Below are 20,189 nucleotides of genomic sequence, written 5' to 3'. Positions count from 1 at the left end.
TGCAAAACGCATGACCTTATGCCAAGCAAAGCGTGAAATGTTTACACAATAACTATACGATAAAATATTACAGTACATGATTATTGTGTGTTTCAGCAGCCTTATTCCTTGCTCTCTTGTCTTGCGATTGGGTACAGACTCACTTCGAATCTGGGCGCTGACAGGTTGTACCTTTGACACTTTAAGCTAAAGCAGGCGCCTATGAGGATGCGATGAGTCGATTATTACTAATGTTTTTCATGCTGAATCTCTTACTCATTGCACCGCTATGGTGGCGTTTTGGCGAGATCAGCGCCTATTTACTCGCTTGGGAGGCGCTCATCATTGCGCCACTTATGCTGCTGCTTCCTGCTGGCCAAGCGCGCCGCATAGTGGGGGTCGGGTTTGTCAGTTGGATCGTGCTGGTAACAGCCGCCAACCTAGGTGACGCTGCCACCCAAATGGCCTTTGCCCGGCCACTCAATCTCTATCTTGACGTACCCTTGCTGCGCTCAATTTATCACCTGCTTGTAGGTAATGTAGGCCAACTGCTGGCAGTTTGCGCACTACTGGCGGGGGCCGCCGTGTTAGTTGCTATCACCGTGGGTTTAGCACGCCTGCTGCTGCCACCCGTCACCTACTCTGTTAAGCGTCTGCCTGGAGCGGCCGCATTAATGCTGATGGTCGTTGCCACCACCAGCGCAGCGCTTGAACTCAATGGTGTGCGACTGGTAGATAGCGCGCGTTTGCCGATGGTGAACACCACGCGTTTTCAGTGGCAGCAAATTACCGATACCCATGCCGCTCGTCTGTCCTTTACTGCCCAATTGGAAGCCGCGCCGCTGGAAGCCCAGTCGCTACCGGGGCTTGAAGGACACAATGTACTGCTCACCTTTATTGAGTCTTACGGTATCTCGGCACTGGAGGATCCGCGTTATGCGGATGTTCTGCTTCCCACCCTGGCCGATATGCAGCAGCGGTTAGCAGCGCGTGATCTCCACGTGGTCTCTGGCATGTTGAAATCACCCATTCGCGGTGGCCAATCCTGGCTGGCCCACGCGACCGCACTCAGTGGCCGGTGGATCGACAATCAGCTGTGGTATCAGCTGATGTTGGACAGCGAACACTCCACTTTGATCGATGATTTTCGTGCCACTGGGCAGCGCACCCTTAGTGTGATGCCCGCGATTACCATGGCGTGGCCGGAAGGGGAGGCCTACGGTTTCGATGAAATTGCCGCAGCGAAAGATATCGCCTACGCCGGACCTGCTCTCAATTGGGTAACCATGCCGGATCAATTTACCCTCGATTACACCCAGCGTTACTTGCTGGGTGAGACGCCGGTCTTTGCCCAATTAGCACTGATCTCCAGCCATGCTCCCTGGACACCCATTCTGCCTGTATTGGATGATTGGTCATCCATTGGCGATGGGCGTATTTTTGCCCCTTGGGAGGACGCTGGCGACCCGCCAGAAGTGTTGTGGCAGGAGATTGAGCGTATTCGCGATCACTATGCCTGGTCGGTGGACTACGCTGTGAAAGTCACTGGCCGCTGGGCCGAGCGCGTAGTGGATAACAATACCCTGATGATAGTGCTGGGTGACCATCAAGCCGCGCCGTTGATTACCGGCGATGATGCCAGTGCGGCAGTACCGGTGCATATTATTAGCGGCGATCCGGAGCTATTAGCGCCCTTTATAAAGCGTGGCTTTGTTCCCGGCACATTGCCTACGCTCGAAGAGTCGAGCAATGCGCCTAGAATGAGCCAGTTACGCCACTGGCTACAGGCCGATTTTGGAGAGTTAGCGAATGACGTAGGCGCTGACTCGGAAACAGGGAAAATCACTGATTCAAGGTCAGCCTCTGGTTCAAAGACAATGACAAGGACGCAGCAATGATTCAGCCAGTGATTTTGAGCGGGGGGAGCGGCACGCGGCTCTGGCCGCTCTCTCGGGAACAGATGCCAAAACAGTTTTTGCGCTTAACCTCATCCCAGAGCCTTCTCCAGCAAACCTTAAGCCGCTTAGTCGGGTTAACCGACGCAGCGCCAATGCTGATGGGTCATCATAGCCACCGTTTTTTAATGGCCGAACAACTACGCGAAATGGATCAAGCCGCGACCCTAGTACTTGAGCCCGAAGGCCGCAATACCGCCCCAGCGATTGCCTGTGCGGCGCTGCTGGCGCGACAGTCTGGAGATGATCCGCTGCTGCTAGTGCTTCCGGCTGATCATGTGATTGGCGATGTTCAGGCGTTTCAACACAGCGTTTCACTTGCCGCGCCGTTAGCCGAAGCGGGTTACCTAGTCACCTTTGGGGTTGTGCCGACGCAGCCTGAAACAGGCTATGGTTATATTGCCTGTGGCGCCCCGCTGAAAGGCGGCCACCATCTTGCCGCTTTTATAGAAAAACCCGATGCCAAGCGTGCTGTAGAGTTAATCGACAGCGGCGATTACCTATGGAATAGCGGCATGTTTTTGCTGCGTGCCTCCCGCTATTTAGACCAGCTAAAACAGCTACAGCCAGCCATGCTTGAAGCCTGCGAAGAGGCGGTTAGCAGTGCGCATCGCGACTTGGATTTTCTGCGCTTGGGCGAAGTGGCGTTCCGCCGCTGCCCAGCGGATTCTATCGACTACGCGGTGATGGAACACTGCAACCACGCCGCTGTGGTGCCTTTAGCCGCCGCGTGGAGCGATATCGGTAGTTTTGATGCGCTATTGGCAACCGTTAAGCCTGACGCGGCGGGCAACGCCACCAAAGGCGATACATGGCTGACCGATACGCAGGATTCGCTGGTATTTGCCGAACACCGCTTGGTGACTACGCTGGGCGTGCATAATCTCATCGTAGTGGAGACTTCGGATAGCGTACTGGTGGCCCACCGTGATCAGGCGCAAGCCGTGAAGCAACTGGTGGCATCACTTTCCCAGGCGGGGCGCAGCGAGCCGTGCTCGGCACCCCAAGTACAGCGCCCCTGGGGCAGTTTTCAAGCGATGGACAGCGGCGAGCGTTATCAGGTTAAGCGCATTACCGTGAAGCCCGGTGGGCGGCTCTCCCTGCAGCGCCATCATCATCGCGCTGAACACTGGATTGTGGTAAGAGGAACCGCGCAGGTAACACTTGATGAGCGTAGCTTCCTGGTAACCGAAAACCAGTCCACCTATATTCCCATTGGGGCACTGCATCGGCTGGAAAATACCGGCAAAATACCCCTTGAACTGATCGAAGTGCAGTCGGGTAGCTACTTGGGCGAAGACGATATCGAGCGCTTAGACGATGTTTACGCCCGTGATAGCGATGAGTGAAGGACGGAGTGACACGCCGCTTACCAAAGCCAGCTAGTCGGGCGTGCCGGGGGCTGGCCTTTGCGTACAACAATCCAGCCGAGCAGGCAGCGCACGCCTAGCCATACCGCTAGCAGTGGCCAGAGCAGGGTGCCGACTATCACAATGCTGAGCAAAAAGGCGATGCAGGCATACAGCGTGCCGATCCAGAAGGTGCGGATCAGGTAGCGGTAGTGCTGCTGCAGCCAGGGTGCTGCTTCTTTACGATAAACATAGGCAATGATAACGCCAATCAGCAGAGTGATATTGGCTGTGACTATGCCTGCTAAGTAAAGCGCATAAATAATCTGTGGCGCGCGTATCTCATCGCGAGGTATATATTTTTGGGTCATCAGTAAACTCTTATCAATAAAGCCGGAAATCGCTGAAATTGGCCAGTTTTTGCTGTTCTTGCACCACTTTACGGTAGCGTTTGTACTCCCATTGATACTGTGCCGGATCCAGAGCAATCGCACTCTCGACGCTGGCATTGACACCGGTGGCAGACTGCACATCATCGTTGCTATAGACCCACTCGTCGGCATCTAAAAAATGGATTTCAAATCCTTTGCCAGGGAGTCGTAGAGCGACGCCTGTGACCACCCGTGCCTGGGTGCGCGCGACCAGTTTCGGCAGCAGGGTGGCGGTGTAGGCATCGCGGCCAAAGAAAGGCGCGAAAACGCCACTGCCCCAATCGGGCTCCTGGTCAGGCAGTATGCCAATCGCTTCGCTGCGTTTCAGTGCTTTAAGCAGTGCTGCCACGCCGCGGGGGTTGGTGGGCACTAGGCTTGCCCCCATGCGCTCGCGGCCATGACGAATCACAGGGTCGAGGGCGCTGATTTTGGGTGGCTCGTACATGGCGGTGAAAGGAAAATGGCTCGATAGCCAAAAGTTCAGTACTTCCCAGTTACCGAAGTGAGGTGCAAGCACAATTACGCCGCGGCCTTCGGTGCGGGCGTTATCGAGTTTGTCGCGACCGTGCACTGCCAAAATGCTTGCTTCCACTTTATTAGGTTCCGCCATCCAGGCGTGGCCTAACTCCAACATGGTAGCTGCTGAATGCTTCAGGCTTTGCTTGGCGAGTTGTTTGCGCTCGTCAACTGTGGAGTTCGGGTTTACGACGTTAAGATTGGCTTCCGTTACCCGGCGCTCGCGTTGACTGAAGTGATAGACCAACGGGCCTAGCAGTGAAGCAAAACGCCATAGCAGGCCAAGCGGCCAACGTGACAGCTGACGCCATAGCCAGCTTATGGCACTGGCCTTTGAAAAACGTCCGCTGGTGTTATCCGTTGGTTGCGTCATAGCTAAAACAGCCAGGAATCTACGTTAGAAGGGGCGCGTTTTTCTTGTAACCCTTTAAAGCCTTTAACGCAGCGGATAATCAGCCAGACCGCGAGCGCTAACAGCAACGGGAAACCGATCAATATCAGAGTCAACAGCGAAAAAACAACGCCGTACACCAAGCCCATCCAGAACGTACGAATCTGGTAGCGGTAGTGCTCTTCCAGCCACGCAGGGCCTTTGCCTTTATAGACGTAGGCGATAACTACACCGATAATCGAAGTAAAACCAAGGATAAAACTGGCCAGATAGAGCGCATAGATAACCATCGCCATGGTAGTGTCGGGCTGAAGGCTTTGCTCTTCGCTGGCTACGTTGCCTTCGAGTGGGGAATCACTTTCGTTATCACGCATAACGTTTCCTTTCGCAAAATCTGTATGAAGTGCTGTCGTGGGTGTTGATGACTAGTGCGTCTCGGGACGCACTGTTAAGTGCGATATATAATATCTTGGTTCATTAGACATAGCATTAACGCGCAGCGGGGCGGCAAATCTCTAACAGGTTGCCATCCGGGTCACGCAGGTAAATTGACTCAATCGGGCCATTGGCGCCTTGGCGAGCCACGGGGCCCAGCTCTACATCAATAGCCAGTGCATCCAGGTGCTGCTTGAATTCATCCAACGGCAGTTGGCAACGCAGGCATAGATCCAGGCTGCCAGGCGTGGGCGTTGCTGAAATAGGGGCAATGTCGGTATCGGTTTGATGCAGGCGTAGCGCCGTATCGCCGAGCATTAAATCGACCCGTTGAGCATCGCGATAGCGGACGTCTAAGCCAAGCACACGTGAATAAAAATCGACAGCGCGACCCATGTCGGTCACGGTAACAACAAGATGATCCAGACCTGATAGCATGCCACCTTCCTTAATACCTAACGATAAGCCAGAGAATACGATGATGCGTCGCTGTCCGCTCTGCGCGGAATCCACTACTGCGCTCTACCACCGGGATCGGCGTCGTGACTACTACCAGTGTGCCACGTGCGAGCTGGTATTTGTCCCCCCCGAGCAGCATTTGAACGCCGCTGCAGAAAAGGCCGAATACGATAAACATCAAAACTCGCCGCATGATACGGGATACCGGCGCTTTTTAGGGCGTTTATTTACCCCGCTGCTAGCGAAGCTCGAACCTAACGCCCGCGGCCTCGATTTTGGTTCCGGGCCTGGGCCAACGCTGTCGGTGATGTTCGCAGAGCAAGGCTTCACGATGGCCATCTACGACCCTTTTTATGCCCCTGATGCCTCGGTTCTCACCCAGACGTTTGATTTTATCACCGCCACAGAAGTGGTTGAGCACTTGTCGCAGCCTGGTGAGGTGCTGACTCAATTGGTTGCACAACTCGCGCCAAATGGTTATCTGGGACTTATGACCAAGCGCGTCACTTCGCCCGAGGCCTTTGCCCTCTGGCACTATATTAGCGACCCTACCCACGTTAGTTTTTTTAGTGAAGCGACGTTTCGCTGGATAGGAGAACACTGGAACATGGCGGTGGAGTTCCCAGGGGCAGATGTAGTGTTGCTGCGCTGTCGAGAGGATTGATGAGCTACGTCAGAAATGCTGTATCAGTTGCTGTCGAGATCAGCAAAGCCGGAAGCACCTTTAGGCGGGGGCGGAGAAGCTCGAGAAACATGCCGGCATGTGCCCTGCGCAACGACAGGAAATCCTGTGGCATGGTCTCCTTGAAGATCATTCGCCTAAGCACTGCATAGAGCGAGGGGGCGAACAATAAGGGTGCATTATCGGCCAGGGTGGCATCAAGCATCTGTTCCTTTCGCACCTCTACGGGTAAACGCCGGCGCTTCGGTGTCTCGGAAGAAGTGTGTGTCGGGGAGTGATCATAGCGCTCACCGTTGCTTCGGCGGCCTCGTTTATCGGCCGGTCGTTTCCAGGCCCGAAAACGGACATTGAAATGACTGTCACGCCATTTGTCCGATAGCCTTGCGAAAACGAGACAGGGAGAAGGCGAATAGGGAGCTCCCGATCAGCATTAGAAAAAAGAACTGCGGCCACACCACGTCGATTCCGGCGCCGCGGTAGAGGATCGCCTGACCCAATTCGACGAAGTGAGTGGTCGGGGCGAGGAGCATGATGTGCTGGACAGTTTCTGGCATGCTCTCGCGCGGTGTGGCACCGCCCGAGAGCAGCTGCAGCGGCAGCAGCACCAGTACCATCAGCATGCCGAATTGTGGCATGTTGCGCGCCAGGGTGGCCAGAAAGATACCCATAGAGGTGGTAGCAAAGAGATGTAATGCCGCCCCTACAGCGAACAGTGCTACCGAACCCGCAATGGGTACCTGCAAGGCCCAACTGACTACCAGGTAAAGCGAGAGTAACGCGGAGACCAGCACAACCAGGCCCATCGACCAGATCTTGGCCAACATTATCTGCGTCGGGGTGACCGGCATCGCCAGCAGGTGCTCGATGGTGCCGTGCTCGCGTTCGCGTATCAATGCCGCGCCGGTAAGGATGATGGACAGCATAGTGATGTTATCGATGATCGACATCAGCGAGCCGAACCAGGCTTTCTCAAGTCCTGGATTGAAGCGCGCCCGTAGTGTCAGGTCGACCGGCGGTGCGCTGTGGCTGCGGTAACGTTGGGTGAACTCGTTGATTTCGTCCATGACGATCTGCTGGATATACCCGTTGCCGGTGAAGGCCTGGCTCATGCGAGTGGCATCGATATTGAGCTGAATCTGGGGGCTACGGCCGGCCAACACGTCGCGCTGAAAGTCGGGTGGGATATTAAGCACGAAGGTGTAGTGGCCGGCGTCAAGCCCAGGGTCGACCTCGGGGAGCGATATTCTAGCTGGGGTGGCGAACTGGGGAGGATAGAAGGCTGTGATGATACGGGACGACAGTGGCGAGTTGTCTTCATCGACGATGGCGATAGGGGCCATGTGCAGGCTTTCGGGCAAGGCGGTGGCTTTGGTGTAGACCGAAATACTGCATACATAGACGATCAGTATCAGCATGATCGGATCACGGATCAGGCTCCATAGCTCTTTGACGCCCAGCCGGTAGATGGTCAGGACACTATGCATCTTAGCGCTCCTGGTTTTTCAACAAGAAGATGGAAAGCCCCATAATCGTCGGCACCGCGATCAATAGCGGCACGAACAGGGTATAGAGGTCGCTTAGCCCCAAAGCCTTACTGAATACGCCGCGGGTGATGGTCAGCATGTAGGAAGTGGGGTAGATATTGCCAATGAAACGCCCTGCGCCCTCCAGTGAGCTGACAGGGTCGATCATCCCAGAGAACTGCACCGCAGGAATCAGCGTGCCGATGATGGCGAAGAACATCGCAGCGATCTGACTGCGTGTCAGGGTCGAAGCGAGCAGCCCCATGCCTGTGGCGATAATGCTGTAGATCACTACGGCCAGCAGCAGCGTCATAAAGCTTCCCGTGATGGGGACGCCGAACAGCGTGACCGCGAGTATCGCCATCAGCAGGAAATTGATGACGGCGAGCACGATATAGGGGAGTTGCTTCCCGATCAGGAATTCGCTGCGGGTTACCGGCGTGACGTAGAGATTGATGATCGACCCGAGCTCCTTTTCCCGCACCACGGCCAAGGCAGTCAGCATCGCCGGCAGCATCATCAATAGCAGCGGGATCACCGCCGGCACCATTGCCGGCAGGCTCTGTACATCGGGATTGTAGCGAAAGCGCGTCTCGACACTGGCGGCGACACTACTTGGGTTCGTGGCCTGTCCGGCCTGCTCCTGCAACCACTGCCGGTGGATGCCCTGTACGTAACCACGGATGGTCTCGGCACGTTGGGGCATCGCACCATCGATCCAGGCTCCGATTTCCACCGGGTGGCCCCGCTTCGCTTCACGAGCAAAGCCAGGGGGGATTTCAATGGCCAGGGCGAGCTCGCCACTGCGCATGCGCTTGTCCATATCCGCGTAATCGGTCAACGGCGGTTGTTCGATGAAGTAGCGGGAACCGGACAGATTCAGAGCGTAGCTATTGCTCAGGGTTGTCTGGTCTCGGTCAAGGATGGCATAACTGAGATCCTCCACATCCAGGCTGATGCCGTAGCCTATTACCAACATCAGGATCAGCGAGCCAAGTAGGGCAAGGGTGCCGCGCACAGGGTCGCGGCGAAGCTCCAGCGACTCTCGCCAGGTGTAGCTGAGTAGCCGCTGGAGGCTGAAGGCGTGGTGCTTTATGGCGTTCTGAGGTGTGGTGGTAGCAGGAGTGTAGGTCGCCTCGGGCGCTTCTGGGTCCTGCTCGTCGGCGCCTGCTTCGGTCAGATAACCGATGAATGCCTCTTCCAGTGTCGCCGCCCCGCGTTTTTCCACCAGTGCCGCTGGGGTGTCGCTATCGAGCACCTGACCAGCGTGCATCATCGACATGCGATCGCAACGCTCAGCTTCATTCATGAAATGGGTGGAAATGAAAATGGTCACCCGGTCGCGGCGAGCCAGCTCGATCATGAGTCGCCAGAAATTGTCCCGGGCAATGGGGTCGACCCCCGAGGTCGGTTCGTCCAGGATCAGGAGTTCGGGTTTGTGGACCATCGCCACCGCCAGGGATAGACGCTGGCGGATTCCCAGTGGCAAGCTTTCTGGCAGGCTGCCGCACACATCCTGTAGGCCGAAACGGTTCACCATCTCATCCACGCGAGCGGCTATTTCGGCTTCCGGTACCTGGAAAAGACGGGCATGCAATACCAGGTTCTGCTCGACGGTCAGTTCGCCGTAAAGCGAGAATGCCTGAGACATGTAACCCACGCGGCGGCGGGTATCGATATCGCGGGTATCGACCAGTTTGCCGAACAGCCGTGCCTGGCCTTCACTAGCCGGTAGCAGTCCAGTGAGCATCTTCATAGTGGTCGACTTGCCGCAACCATTGGAACCGAGAAAGCCGAAAATCTCGCCACGTCGGATGCGAAAGCTGACATGGTCGACGGCGACAAAGTCGCCAAAACGCATGGTGAGATCCTTAGCCTCGATGGCGATTTCATTGTCGTCTTGGGCCAGGGGCGGGATATGCACCGGTGCGTAGTCGCGTTTTTTCTCTTCCGGTAACAGGGCGATGAAGGCGGTTTCCAGAGAGTCACTGTCGGTGCGTTCGAGCAACGCCTCTGGCGTTCCGGTGGCAAGAACCTTGCCGTCATCCATGGCCACCAGCCAGTCGAAACGCTGGGCCTCATCCATGTAGGCAGTCGCTACCACCACGCTCATTTGTGGCCTTTGGCGACGTATACGTGCGATCAACTCCCAGAACTGGGCGCGGGCCAATGGGTCGACACCGGTGGTCGGCTCGTCGAGGATCAACAAGTCGGGGTCATGGATCAGCGCACAGCACAGACCGAGCTTTTGCTTCATGCCGCCGGAAAGCTTGCCAGCTGGACGGTTCAGAAAGCCGTGCAGCCCGGTGCTACGGGTCAGATCGTCGATACGCCGACGCCGTTCGGCATGCCCATGGCCAAAAAGGCGGGCAAAGAACTGCAGGTTTTCCTCCACTGAGAGGGTCGGGTAGAGGTTCTTGCCCAACCCTTGGGGCATGTAGGCAATGCGTGGGCAAATGCTGTCGCGATGGCGCTTACTGGTCATATCGCCACCGAGCACTTCAATCTGCCCTTCTTGGACGGCGCGTGCTCCAGCAATTAGCGCCAATAAGCTGGATTTTCCGACACCGTCAGGCCCTATTAGGCCGACCATCCCACCAGCGGGGATCTCCAGGTCGATGCCCTCCAGAGCGATCCGCTTGCCATAATGCAGTTGGATTGCGGAAAGTTTCACCACCACCGATGGAAGCGAAGAGAGCGGGGCCTCTATCATTGCGGTACCCGAATAGCCAACTCGGCGGGCCACTCGATGTCGGGGTCAAGCTTGACCCAGGCTTCGCCGGGTACGCCGGTCTTGACTTGTTCAAGATGACGTTGAAGGAGGTCACGGTCGATCTGTGCCTTTACTCGGAACATCAGCTTCTGCCGTTCCGATGCCGTCTCCACCGTCTTTGGGGTGAATTGCGCGGTGCTGGCGACAAACGAGATGCGTGCCGGTATGACCAAGTCTGGTGCGGCATCCAGGATGATGCGCGCCTCGCTACCCAGGGCCACGCGTCCTGCCTGTTCGGCAGGCAGGAAGAATGTCATGTGTACATCGCCCAGATCGACCAGGTTGAGCACCCGCCCCCCGCTCGGAAGCACCTCGCCTGGCTGGGCAATGCGAAACTGCACGCGGCCAGCACGAGGCGCAACCAATTGACTGTCGGTGATGTCGGCGGCGATCCGCGCAATCGTGGCATCCGCGGCGGCAACCGCTGAGTTGGCACCGGTTACCTGGGCGCGAGCTGCTTCGATGGCGGACTGGGCGGCATCAACCTGGGCATTGGCGGCGGCAACCGCTGCCCGTGCGCTATTGACCCGAGCACGGTCATCATCGAGTTCCTGTGCCGATGCAGCTCCTTCCCGCGATAAGGTTTCCGAGCGTGCCAAGCGGCGCTGGGCGGCATCAAGCTCACTTTCGCGTTGAGTTACCACGGCCTGGGCGGCGAGGTGGTCACTTTGGCGCAGGGCGACTTGCGCTTCAGCACTGAGTACGGTGTTGAGTGCCTGCTGATGATGGGCTGCGGCCTCGTCGCGCTGAGCTTCCAACACCTGAATCTGCATGCGTGCCAGGGGTTGGCCGACGGTGACGAACTCGCCTTCATCAACCAATACCGCGTCAACGCGTCCGGGAAGCTTGGTGGCGATATCAATTTCAGTGGCCTCGATGCGGCCATTGCCGCTGGCGAAGCCTTCCCCAAGGCCTTCGCCGCGCAGTTCAGACCAGTAGTAGTAGCCTCCGGCAGCGATCAGGATTACCCCAGCGGCAAGGATCAGTTTCTTGAGCGGAAGATGCATATGGCTAGGCCCTAATGTCATTCAGCGTAAGGTGGGTGGGTTCAGGAATATTTGTAAGCTAAATTAGTCCGCCGCCCAGAGCGGTATATAAGGCCACCCTAGCCGACAGCAATTGGCGGCGCTTTTCTACCCGCTGTTGTTCGGCTGAGAGCAGGTCACGCTGGGCATCCAAAACTTCCAGGTAGGGCACCGCACCGCTTTCATAGCGCAGCATAGCCAGACGTGTGCGTTCGCGTTGCACCGCCAGCATGGCACTGGCGGTTTCCAGCTGCTCTGCTAGCCAGCGGTTGGCTGCCAGGGCATCGGCGACATCACGGAAGGCCTGTTGGATAGTTTGTTCGTATTCCACCACGGCCTGTTCGCGGCGTAGCTCGGCCAGTGTCAGGTTGGCGCGCCGGCGTCCGCTATCGAAAATGGGCAGTGACAGCGTTGGCGAGAAATTCCACGCCTGGCTATCGGAGCCGAGCAGGCCACCCAAGTCGGCACTCGCTGTGCCCAGGTTGCCGGTGAGGGCAATACGCGGGAAGAAAGCCGCCCGCGCCGCACCAATATTAGCGTTTGCAGAGCGCAGGAGGTGCTCGGCCGAGCGAATGTCGGGGCGGCGGATCAGGAGTTCCGAAGGCAGCCCCGGCGCGAGAGGGGCCAGAGCATCCGCAGCTATTTTATGTTCGTCGCCCGCTACCGTTTCGATGGGCGAGCCTACTAGCAGTGCCAGGGCATTCGCCTGTTGAGCATAGGCCTGCTCCAACTGGGCGCCCAACGCCTTGGCTTGCTGCAGCAACATTTCAACTTGGGTGAGTTCCAGCGGCGATGTTGCTCCTACTTCAACACGCCGGGTAAATATCCGCAGTGATTCTTGGCGACTATCGATGGTGCGGCGGGCAAGATCCAGGCGCTCATCCAATTCCTGAAGGCGAAAATAACTGTCGGCGACCTGGGCGATAAGGCTGATCTCGGTGGCACGACGCGCCTCGTCGGTGGCTAGATATTGCTCGAGGGCGGCTTCATTGAGGTTGCGTACCCGCCCCCAGAAATCTAGTTCCCAGGTGCTGAAGCCAACACCAGCCTGGAACTGGTTGCCGATCCGTGTGCGACCACTGGGACTCAGGTCAGCAGGTGTGCGTGAGCGCTCACCGGCTGCTTCTACACCAAGGGTGGGCAGCCGCTCAGCGCGTTGAATGCCATAGGCGGCCCGGGCCTGTTCAACACGCAGCAGGGCGCTACGTAGGTCGTAATTAGTGGTGAGTGCTTGTTCTATCAGCGCTTGCAGCCTGGTATCGGTAAAGTAGCTGCGCCAACCATTATCAGCATCAGCTACCGTTGTTGGCGCAACCTGATTTGAATAGGCATCGGGCAGTGCCGCCTCCGGCGTGGAATGGGGCGGTGCCAGCGAGGTGCAACCGGATAATCCCAGAACCAGCAGCATTGTCGCTAGGCGTGCCGCCTTTTCTTTCTTCATGGGGGCGCGCTGATGTCGATATTTCAGCTTAGGCAAAGAAACGGGCATATTTAACATCTAGTTGGCCAAGTCGATTGCAAAGGGGGTGGGCCGGACTTGTGTTGAGTCGATACAGCGCGAGCATCCCAGCAATATATGTAAATGAGTATGGCGTTAATTGTCCGGACACATATTGATGTAGAGCAAGATGGCTAACGACGGATCGGTCGTTATCAATATTACCTCCGCCCGCAGAGTTGCATGTGCGTTTCTCGCTATTGCCGATTACGCTGGTGGTGAACAGCGAAAAGCCTGGTGAAACCAGTGCAACGGGTGTAGATTCGCTGCCCGATTCTGCGGTTGAAGTTAACTTCAGTCGAGTGTTGATCCCGGACGGGCTTAAATTCTAAGAGGCAAGATAGAAATATGTCACGGCAACTGCTAGCCATGGCGCTGGCGCCCCTTTTAGGGCTATTCATTCTCGGGATTGGCAACGGTTTTCTTGCCACCTTAATTACCGTGCGTCTGGATGCCGCTGGTGAGTCGGCCACGGTGATCGGTATCGTCTCGTCGGCTTACTTTATCGGCTTAGCTTTAGGCGCGTTGGTGAATGACCGCCTGCTGCTGCGAATTGGTCATATTCGTGCCTACGGCAGTTTTGCCTCATTAGTGGCCGTCACGGTGCTGCTACAAGGCTTGTTCTTCGACCCCTGGGCCTGGTTTGTACTGCGCCTAATTGGCGGCTGGGCCACGGTTGGAGTTTATCTGGTCATTGAAAGCTGGCTGCTTACGTCAGGCGACCAGAAGGTTCGCGGCCGCCTGTTGGCACTGTATATGATTTCGCTGTATGCGGCCGGTGTGTTGGGTCAACTGCTGCTGGGGGTGACCAACGCCATGGGTGTCACCGCGCCTTTTATGGTGATTGGGCTACTGGCCTCGCTCTCTGTGCTGCCTATGGCGATGATTCCCCGTGTAACGCCGATTATGGAGTACGCTGAACCGCTTCCCCCGCACCGTTTGATTACCCTGACACCTACCGGCGTGATGGGTAGTTTAGGCTCTGGGATGGTGGTAGCAGCAGCGTATACGCTGCTGCCGCTCTATTTACAGCGCAATGGCATGAGCGTCAGTCAGGTAGGCCAGATGATGGCGGTGGTGATTCTGGGTGCCATGCTATTGCAGTACCCGATTGGCCGCTGGTCGGACCGCCATGACCGACAGATGGTACTGATCGGCATTAGCGGTTTCTGTGTACTCATCTCGGCGGCGATGCTGTGGCTGCCGCTTTCGACGCCAATGCTGGCAGTGCTGCTGTTCTTGCTTGGCGGTGGCGTGTTTGCCCTCTACCCGGTGGCGGTGAGTCACGCTGCTGACCGTGCACCCGCAGGGGCACTTGTGCGCATGAGCCAGGGCCTGCTACTAATCAACTCGATTGGCGCGACGATCAGCCCGCTGATGATTTCCCCGGTGATGACCGTGATGGGCGATGCGGGCCTGTTCTGGGCCTTCGGTTCACTAAGCCTATTCTTCTTAATGTTCTTCTCCTGGCGGCGTAGCATGCGTCCAGCGCCGGTGCCCGTGGCGCCCTTTACACCGACAACGCCAATGACCACTGCAGGTGCTGAACTAGTGGTCACCGAAGAGTTGATGCAGGGTGCGCTGGAGCACGAGCACTTGGAGGATCTGTCCGATGCCGTATGGGATGTCGATGCTGCCGAGCCGGTGGTGGGGCCACCCGCGGAAGATGAAAGCCATATCGCTTACTATGATGATGTGGATCAAGCTGGCGAGCGAAAATAAAACGGGGCGGAGACGTTATCGGTAACGGGTGATACCTTGGGCTAATGGTGTACGTGAGAGAGTATTACTACTATCTAGGGCACACTTTCAAACAATTGTTTAATTTTTCAGCCCGAGGTTCGCCATGAATGTTTACGCCGCACCGGTACGCGATTTGCGCTTTGTGCTTGAAGAGCTATTAGCGCACCGTTCGCTCAGCCTGCCGGGCTTTGAAGAAGCCACGCCTGATTTGGTCGAAGCGGTACTCGAAGAGGCCGCAAAACTGGCCGGTGACGTCTGGGGGCCGCTCAATAAGAGTGGTGATCAGCAGGGGGCCAAACGCCACTCCGATGGCAGCGTGACGACGCCGGAAGGCTTCGCGGCGGCTTATCAGGCTTATGTCGAGGGCGGCTGGAACGGTATTGGCGTTGCTGAGGCGCTAGGCGGCCAGAACCTGCCAGAGGTGGTTGCCAGCTCAGTTCAAGAGATGCTTCACGGCGCTAATATGGCGCTGGGGCTCTGCCCCATGCTGACCGCCGGTGCCATCGAGGCGCTGGCCCATCACGGCAGTGATGCTCTCAAAGTGACCTACTTGCCCAAGCTGGTGGAAGGCACCTGGACGGGCACCATGAACCTTACCGAATCCCAAGCAGGGTCGGATCTCTCCCAAGTGCGCACCCGCGCGGTACCTGAAAACGACCACTACCGCATCAGTGGGCAGAAGATCTATATCACCTGGGGCGAGCACGACGCCGCCGAAAACATCATTCACCTGGTACTGGCCCGTAAGCCTGATGCGCCGGAAGGCAACAAAGGCATCTCCCTATTTCTGGTGCCCAAGTTCTTAGTCAATGACGATGGCTCCTTGGGCGAGCGCAACGATGTCATCTGCGCCTCTATTGAACACAAGCTGGGCATTCACGGCTCGCCGACATGTACCCTGAGCTTTGGCGAAAACGACGGCGCGATTGGCTACTTGGTCGGCGAAGAGGGGCGTGGTCTGAACCATATGTTCACCATGATGAACGAGGCGCGCCACAAAGTCGGTATTCAGGGCATTGGTGTGGCTGAGCGTGCCTGCCAGCACGCCTTTGCCTACGCGCTTGAGCGTCGTCAGGGGCGTGCTCCAAAAGCGCGGGGTGGCGCAGAATGCAGCATCAGCGATCATTTAGACGTGCGCCGTATGCTGCTCTCCATGCGTTCGCGTACCGATGCGCTGCGTGCCCTGGCACTGTACTGCGCAGCCGAACTGGACACCGCCCGCCAAGCTGAAAGTGACGATACCCGCCAAGCCGCTCAGGCCCGCGCGGATATTTTGATTCCGGTAATCAAAAGCTTCTCCACCGATCAAGCGGTGGATATCGCTTCCATGGGCATTCAAGTGCACGGTGGCATGGGTTATGTGGAAGAGACCGGTGCCGCCCAGCTGCTGCGCGATGCGCGTATTGCGCCCATCTATGAAGGCACCAATGGTATCCAGGCGCTCGATTTAGCAGGCCGTAAGCTCCAGCGTGACAACGGTGAAGCGCTTACCGCGCTGCTGTACGATGTGGCTGCCACTGTTGAGCAGCTCAACGCCGTCCCCGCACTGAAGGCGCTGGGCAGCGGCTTGGCCGCCGGGCTTGACGATTTAAAAGCCGCCCAAGCGATTGTGCTAGAACAAGGCCGCGACCCTGAAAAAGGCGCAGATGCGGTGCAGGCTTATGCTACGCCGTTCCTTAACTTGGCGGGGCACGTGCTGTGTGCTTGGCAGATGGGGCAGGCGGCGCTTAGCGCCCAGGCCGCCCTTAACAACGGCAGCAATGATCCCTTCTATACTGCCAAGATGCGCAGCGCCGAATTTGCCATCACGCAATGGCTGCCGGTTGGGCGCGCCCAGCTCGCGGTGATTGAGGCAGGTATGCAGTGTTTAAGCGAATTTGAGGTTCACTAACGCTAATGTTTCAGCCAGTACCGCCGCCCCTTTGGGCGGCGGTGTTGTTTCTAAGCTATCAAAACAACTATTTTAAACGAACCCTTAAAACAAACGCTTTCAATAATATCAACAAAGTTCAGGAGCTGATTATGACCGCTATCTTTGAGCAAGGCTTACCCAAAACCATTGCCAACCACGTGCCGCTTTCACCGCTGACCTTTATCGAGCGCTCGGCGTCGATCTATCCCGATTACCCGGCGGTGGTACATGGCAGTACGCGACGCACCTGGAGCGAAACCTGGTCGCGCTGCCGCCAGCTTGCCTCTGCGCTCGAAAAGCGGGGCATTCAACCGGGTCAGACAGTGGCAGCGATGCTGCCCAATATCCCGGCGATGTTTGAAGCGCACTTCGGCGTGCCGCTAGCGGGTTGTGTATTGAACACCCTTAATATTCGCCTGGATGCTGAGGCGATCAGCTATATGCTGGAGCACGGCGAGGCTAAAGCCATTCTTGTTGACCCCGAGTTTGCCGAGGTCATCCAACAAGCCGTTGCCAAGCTTACTCACAAGCCGCTGATCATCGATGTCGCCGATGTGGAGTTTCTCGGCGAAACCCATGGCATTGGCGAGCTTGAGTACGAGGCGCTGCTCAACGAGGGCGACGCTGACTTTGCCTATCAGCTGCCTGCCGATGAGTGGGATGCGATCTCGCTCAACTACACCTCTGGTACCACCGGCAAGCCTAAAGGGGTGGTTTACCACCATCGCGGTGCCTACCTCAATGCGGTGAGCAATATCATGGAGTGGGCCATGCCCCACCACCCGATCTACCTTTGGACGCTGCCGATGTTCCACTGCAACGGCTGGTGCTTCCCGTGGACGATTGCCGCCAACGCCGGGGTAAACGTTTGTCTGCGCCGCGTCGACCCCAAGAAGATCATGCAGCTAATTGCCGAAGAGAGGGTCACCCACTTCAGCGGGGCGCCGATTATTCTTAATGGCTTGGTGAACCTGCCTGCGGAAGATAAGCATCAATTCGATCATCCGGTCAAAGTCACCACCGCTGGTGCCGCGCCGCCTGCCTCGGTAATTGCTGGGGTGGAGAAGCTGGGCATTGAGGTAACCCACGTGTATGGCCTAACCGAAGTGTACGGTCCAGTGACCGTGTGCGCCTGGCGCGAAACATGGGATGAGTTGCCGCTGGAAGCGCGGGCCAAAATCAAAGCCCGCCAAGGGGTGCGCTACCACATGCTCGAAGCACTCTGCGTGGCCGACCCGCTGACCCTGGAGCCAGTGCCTAAAGATGGCCAAACCATGGGTGAAATACTCATGCGCGGCAACAACGTTATGAAGGGCTATTTAAAGAACCCGGAGGCCACCGAACAGGCGCTGGAGGGCGGCTGGTACCACACCGGTGATTTGGCGGTATGGCATCCAGATGGCTATATCGAGATCAAAGATCGCTCTAAAGATATTATTATTTCCGGCGGTGAAAATATCTCGACTATCGAGGTGGAAGACGCTATTTACGGTCATCCTGCGGTTGAAGAGGCGGCGGTGGTGGCCAAGCCCGACGAGAAGTGGGGCGAAACGCCCTGTGCGTTTGTGAAGCTCAAAGTCGGTTACGGCGAAGTCACCGATGCCGATATTATCGCCCATTGCCGCGAACACTTGGCGGGCTACAAAGTCCCCAAAACGGTCATATTCAGCGAACTTCCGAAAACGTCAACGGGCAAGATCCAAAAATTCGTTTTGCGTGAAGAAGCCAAGCAGCATTCATAACCGACAGAGGGGAGCATGTATGAGTGATCAACTAATTGGCGTTGTAGGGGCTGGCACCATGGGGCAGGGAATTGCCCAAGTAGTGGCTGCTAGTGGCTATCAGGTGCACCTTTACGATGTGGCCGAGGAGCAACTTGGCCGTGCTAAAGCGAATATCGACAAAGGCCTGGGAAAGCTGGTGGCGAAAGAAAAGATCAGCGAAGCGGATAAAACCGCTGCCTTAGCGCGCCTGTCTACCACCACTACGCTGGATACCCTGAGCGACTGCGCGGTAATTATTGAGGCCGCCCCCGAACAGCCCGAGCTCAAAGAGAAGCTGTTTCGCGACCTAAGCCACTTGAGCAGTAGCGCGATTCTGGCCTCTAATACTTCGTCGCTATCGCTTACCCGCTTGGCGGCAGTATGCGAGCACCCCGAGCGCGTGGTGGGTATGCACTTCTTTAACCCGGTGCCGGTGCTAAAACTGGTGGAAGTGATTCGCGCCGAGCAGACGTCAGATGCCACCGTCGAGCATATTGAGCAACTGACTAAAGCGTTAGGTAAAACCGCCGTACCGGTGGGCGATGCGCCTGGTTTTGCGGTGAATCGCCTGCTAGTGCCGATGATCAATGAAGCAGCATTTATTGTTCAAGAGGGCACCGCGACCCCCGAAGCGATAGATGAGGCCATGAAACTAGGCGCGGCTCACCCCATGGGGCCGCTAGCGCTGGCGGATTTAATCGGGTTGGATGTCTGCTTGGCGATTATGGAAGTGCTTCAAGAGGGCTTTGGCGACCCGAAATATCGCCCCTGCCCACTGCTTAAGCGCATGGTCGCAGCGGGCTACCTAGGCCGTAAAAGCGGACGCGGTTTCTACTCTTACGACTAGCTTTTGCTGAACAGGGTAGCGCGGCGTAAAGAAGTCATTGCCACTCAACCAAGCGTTCGCTAGGGTTGAGTGGTGTTCACTTTAATATTCCATAACAAATCAAATAAGGAGTCCACCATGAGCGAAGCAGTGATCGAGAAGGTTGATAACGATGGGATGGTACGGCTCACCATCAATCGTCCTAAAGCGCTGAATGCCTTAAACAGCGATGTATTAGCCGCGTTGGAAGCGCACTTAGTAGAGCTTGAAGCTCAACCGAACCTACGTGCTGTACTAATTACAGGCGCGGGCGAGAAGTCCTTTGTAGCGGGTGCTGATATCACTGAAATGCGTGAAAAAACACCCGAAGAAGCGCGGGCTTTCGCCAGCCAAGCGCTACGTACCATTAAACGCCTAGAGACACTGCCCGTGCCGGTGGTCGCGCTGGTGAACGGGTTTTGCCTTGGCGGCGGCTGCGAACTGGCACTGGCCTGCGACTGGGCCGTAGCCAGCGACAACGCGGTATTTGGTCAACCGGAAGTGCTGCTGGGTGTAATTCCTGGCTTTGGTGGTACACAACGCCTGCCACGCCGCGTTGGCCCTGCGATGGCGATTGATCTGGTTACCACCGGGCGCAAAATTGACGCCCAAGAGGCGCTGCGTATCGGCTTGGTGAACCGGGTAATGCCGCAAACTGAATTGGAGAGCTACGCAGAAGAGCTCACCAAGCAGCTTAAAGGCAACGGCCCGCAGTCGGTGCGCGGTGCTAAGATGGCCGTTCACGATGGTATGGATCAAGACCTGGACAGCGCACTGGCGCTGGAAACCAGCCTGTTCGCCTTCTGCTTTGCCGGTAACGAGCAGAAAGAGGGTATGGCGGCATTTGTTGAGAAGCGCAAACCTAACTTCTAAACTATTACTCATTCCGG

Annotated in this window: 17 protein-coding genes; 8 read left to right on the top strand and 9 right to left on the bottom strand. The window is 56.9% G+C overall.

Going from position 1 to position 20,189, the window contains the following annotated elements; genetic code table 11:
- The first annotated feature begins 212 nt into the window (after positions 1-212).
- On the top strand, positions 213-1,877 hold the full coding sequence (locus KUC_RS01015; RefSeq protein WP_040479107.1) for an alkaline phosphatase family protein: 1,665 nt from the start codon (positions 213-215) through the stop codon (positions 1,875-1,877).
- Positions 1,874-3,283 carry a mannose-1-phosphate guanylyltransferase/mannose-6-phosphate isomerase gene (locus KUC_RS01010; RefSeq protein ID WP_007111197.1) on the top strand — a complete coding sequence of 470 codons (1,410 nt, stop codon included), beginning with the start codon at positions 1,874-1,876 and terminating at the stop codon, positions 3,281-3,283. The genes KUC_RS01015 and KUC_RS01010 overlap by 4 nt, the downstream gene beginning before the upstream one ends.
- A 20-nt stretch (positions 3,284-3,303) precedes the next feature.
- On the opposite strand, the gene KUC_RS01005 is transcribed toward KUC_RS01010, so the two are convergent.
- The 4 genes from KUC_RS01005 to KUC_RS00990 all read right to left on the bottom strand — a co-directional run bounded on the left by KUC_RS01005 (position 3,304) and on the right by KUC_RS00990 (position 5,494).
- Positions 3,304-3,654, bottom strand: a complete 351-nt coding sequence (locus KUC_RS01005) for a DUF4870 family protein (RefSeq protein WP_007111196.1) — start codon at positions 3,652-3,654, stop codon at positions 3,304-3,306.
- A gap of 13 nt (positions 3,655-3,667) precedes the next feature.
- The gene (locus KUC_RS01000; protein ID WP_007111195.1) at positions 3,668-4,603 is read right to left on the bottom strand and encodes a lysophospholipid acyltransferase family protein; all 936 of its coding nucleotides are present in this window, start codon (positions 4,601-4,603) and stop codon (positions 3,668-3,670) included.
- Between the two features lie 2 nt (positions 4,604-4,605).
- Positions 4,606-4,995 carry a DUF4870 family protein gene (locus KUC_RS00995; protein ID WP_007111194.1) on the bottom strand — a complete coding sequence of 130 codons (390 nt, stop codon included), beginning with the start codon at positions 4,993-4,995 and terminating at the stop codon, positions 4,606-4,608.
- 115 nt (positions 4,996-5,110) lie between these two features.
- Positions 5,111-5,494: a VOC family protein gene (locus KUC_RS00990; RefSeq protein WP_008958233.1), complete on the bottom strand. Its 384-nt coding sequence runs from the start codon at positions 5,492-5,494 to the stop codon at positions 5,111-5,113.
- A gap of 40 nt (positions 5,495-5,534) precedes the next feature.
- On the opposite strand from KUC_RS00990, the gene KUC_RS00985 reads away from it, so the two are divergent.
- On the top strand, positions 5,535-6,179 hold the full coding sequence (locus tag KUC_RS00985; protein WP_007111192.1) for a class I SAM-dependent methyltransferase: 645 nt from the start codon (positions 5,535-5,537) through the stop codon (positions 6,177-6,179).
- A 4-nt stretch (positions 6,180-6,183) separates the two neighbouring features.
- On the opposite strand, the gene KUC_RS00980 is transcribed toward KUC_RS00985, so the two are convergent.
- The 5 genes from KUC_RS00980 to KUC_RS00960 form a co-directional block, all read right to left on the bottom strand.
- Entirely contained in the window at positions 6,184-6,402 is a 219-nt protein-coding gene (locus tag KUC_RS00980) for a hypothetical protein (protein ID WP_040479102.1), read from the bottom strand.
- Positions 6,403-6,556: 154 nt separating this feature from the next.
- A complete protein-coding gene (locus KUC_RS00975) occupies positions 6,557-7,681 on the bottom strand; it encodes an ABC transporter permease (protein WP_007111191.1) in 1,125 nt (374 codons plus the stop codon).
- A 1-nt stretch (position 7,682) separates the two neighbouring features.
- Positions 7,683-10,433 carry a ribosome-associated ATPase/putative transporter RbbA gene (rbbA, locus tag KUC_RS00970; RefSeq protein ID WP_007111190.1) on the bottom strand — a complete coding sequence of 917 codons (2,751 nt, stop codon included), beginning with the start codon at positions 10,431-10,433 and terminating at the stop codon, positions 7,683-7,685.
- On the bottom strand, positions 10,430-11,500 hold the full coding sequence (locus KUC_RS00965; RefSeq protein WP_040479100.1) for an HlyD family secretion protein: 1,071 nt from the start codon (positions 11,498-11,500) through the stop codon (positions 10,430-10,432). Before KUC_RS00965 ends, rbbA begins: the two co-directional genes overlap by 4 nt.
- A 58-nt stretch (positions 11,501-11,558) precedes the next feature.
- Positions 11,559-12,959: an efflux transporter outer membrane subunit gene (locus KUC_RS00960; protein WP_040480079.1), complete on the bottom strand. Its 1,401-nt coding sequence runs from the start codon at positions 12,957-12,959 to the stop codon at positions 11,559-11,561.
- 405 nt (positions 12,960-13,364) lie between these two features.
- Between KUC_RS00960 and KUC_RS00955 the strand changes: the two genes are divergently transcribed.
- The 5 genes from KUC_RS00955 (at position 13,365) to KUC_RS00935 (ending at position 20,172) form a co-directional block, all read left to right on the top strand.
- The gene (locus KUC_RS00955) at positions 13,365-14,738 is read left to right on the top strand and encodes an MFS transporter (protein ID WP_007111186.1); all 1,374 of its coding nucleotides are present in this window, start codon (positions 13,365-13,367) and stop codon (positions 14,736-14,738) included.
- Positions 14,739-14,862: 124 nt separating this feature from the next.
- The gene (locus KUC_RS00950; protein ID WP_007111185.1) at positions 14,863-16,650 is read left to right on the top strand and encodes an acyl-CoA dehydrogenase; all 1,788 of its coding nucleotides are present in this window, start codon (positions 14,863-14,865) and stop codon (positions 16,648-16,650) included.
- 131 nt (positions 16,651-16,781) lie between these two features.
- On the top strand, positions 16,782-18,413 hold the full coding sequence (locus tag KUC_RS00945; RefSeq protein ID WP_040480077.1) for an acyl-CoA synthetase: 1,632 nt from the start codon (positions 16,782-16,784) through the stop codon (positions 18,411-18,413).
- 19 nt (positions 18,414-18,432) lie between these two features.
- Positions 18,433-19,281, top strand: coding sequence for a 3-hydroxybutyryl-CoA dehydrogenase (locus tag KUC_RS00940; protein ID WP_007111183.1), 849 nt, complete (start codon positions 18,433-18,435; stop codon positions 19,279-19,281).
- A 117-nt stretch (positions 19,282-19,398) separates the two neighbouring features.
- Positions 19,399-20,172 (top strand): enoyl-CoA hydratase-related protein, encoded by a 774-nt coding sequence (locus tag KUC_RS00935; protein WP_040479098.1) that lies wholly within the window; start codon positions 19,399-19,401, stop codon positions 20,170-20,172.
- Positions 20,173-20,189 lie beyond the last annotated feature (17 nt).

This window comes from Vreelandella boliviensis LC1 (assembly GCF_000236035.1).
GTDB classification, from domain to species: domain Bacteria; phylum Pseudomonadota; class Gammaproteobacteria; order Pseudomonadales; family Halomonadaceae; genus Vreelandella; species Vreelandella boliviensis.
Note: the sequence above shows the minus strand (reverse complement) of the source record. Positions and strands in the feature narration are given on the sequence as shown.

Bases quoted from the DNA above. Each gene is read 5' to 3' on its own strand.
- KUC_RS00990 (WP_008958233.1), bottom strand. From the start codon at position 5,494: ATGCTATCAGGTCTGGATCATCTTGTTGTTACCGTGACCGACATGGGT.
- KUC_RS00935 (WP_040479098.1), top strand. From the start codon at position 19,399: ATGAGCGAAGCAGTGATCGAGAAGGTTGATAACGATGGGATGGTACGG.
- KUC_RS00950 (WP_007111185.1), top strand. From the start codon at position 14,863: ATGAATGTTTACGCCGCACCGGTACGCGATTTGCGCTTTGTGCTTGAA.
- KUC_RS00975 (WP_007111191.1), bottom strand. From the start codon at position 7,681: ATGCATAGTGTCCTGACCATCTACCGGCTGGGCGTCAAAGAGCTATGG.
- rbbA (WP_007111190.1), bottom strand. From the start codon at position 10,433: ATGATAGAGGCCCCGCTCTCTTCGCTTCCATCGGTGGTGGTGAAACTT.
- KUC_RS00965 (WP_040479100.1), bottom strand. From the start codon at position 11,500: ATGCATCTTCCGCTCAAGAAACTGATCCTTGCCGCTGGGGTAATCCTG.
- KUC_RS00995 (WP_007111194.1), bottom strand. From the start codon at position 4,995: ATGCGTGATAACGAAAGTGATTCCCCACTCGAAGGCAACGTAGCCAGC.
- KUC_RS00945 (WP_040480077.1), top strand. From the start codon at position 16,782: ATGACCGCTATCTTTGAGCAAGGCTTACCCAAAACCATTGCCAACCAC.
- KUC_RS01010 (WP_007111197.1), top strand. From the start codon at position 1,874: ATGATTCAGCCAGTGATTTTGAGCGGGGGGAGCGGCACGCGGCTCTGG.
- KUC_RS00955 (WP_007111186.1), top strand. From the start codon at position 13,365: ATGTCACGGCAACTGCTAGCCATGGCGCTGGCGCCCCTTTTAGGGCTA.
- KUC_RS01000 (WP_007111195.1), bottom strand. From the start codon at position 4,603: ATGACGCAACCAACGGATAACACCAGCGGACGTTTTTCAAAGGCCAGT.
- KUC_RS01005 (WP_007111196.1), bottom strand. From the start codon at position 3,654: ATGACCCAAAAATATATACCTCGCGATGAGATACGCGCGCCACAGATT.
- KUC_RS00940 (WP_007111183.1), top strand. From the start codon at position 18,433: ATGAGTGATCAACTAATTGGCGTTGTAGGGGCTGGCACCATGGGGCAG.
- KUC_RS00985 (WP_007111192.1), top strand. From the start codon at position 5,535: ATGATGCGTCGCTGTCCGCTCTGCGCGGAATCCACTACTGCGCTCTAC.
- KUC_RS01015 (WP_040479107.1), top strand. From the start codon at position 213: ATGAGTCGATTATTACTAATGTTTTTCATGCTGAATCTCTTACTCATT.
- KUC_RS00980 (WP_040479102.1), bottom strand. From the start codon at position 6,402: ATGCTTGATGCCACCCTGGCCGATAATGCACCCTTATTGTTCGCCCCC.
- KUC_RS00960 (WP_040480079.1), bottom strand. From the start codon at position 12,959: ATGAAGAAAGAAAAGGCGGCACGCCTAGCGACAATGCTGCTGGTTCTG.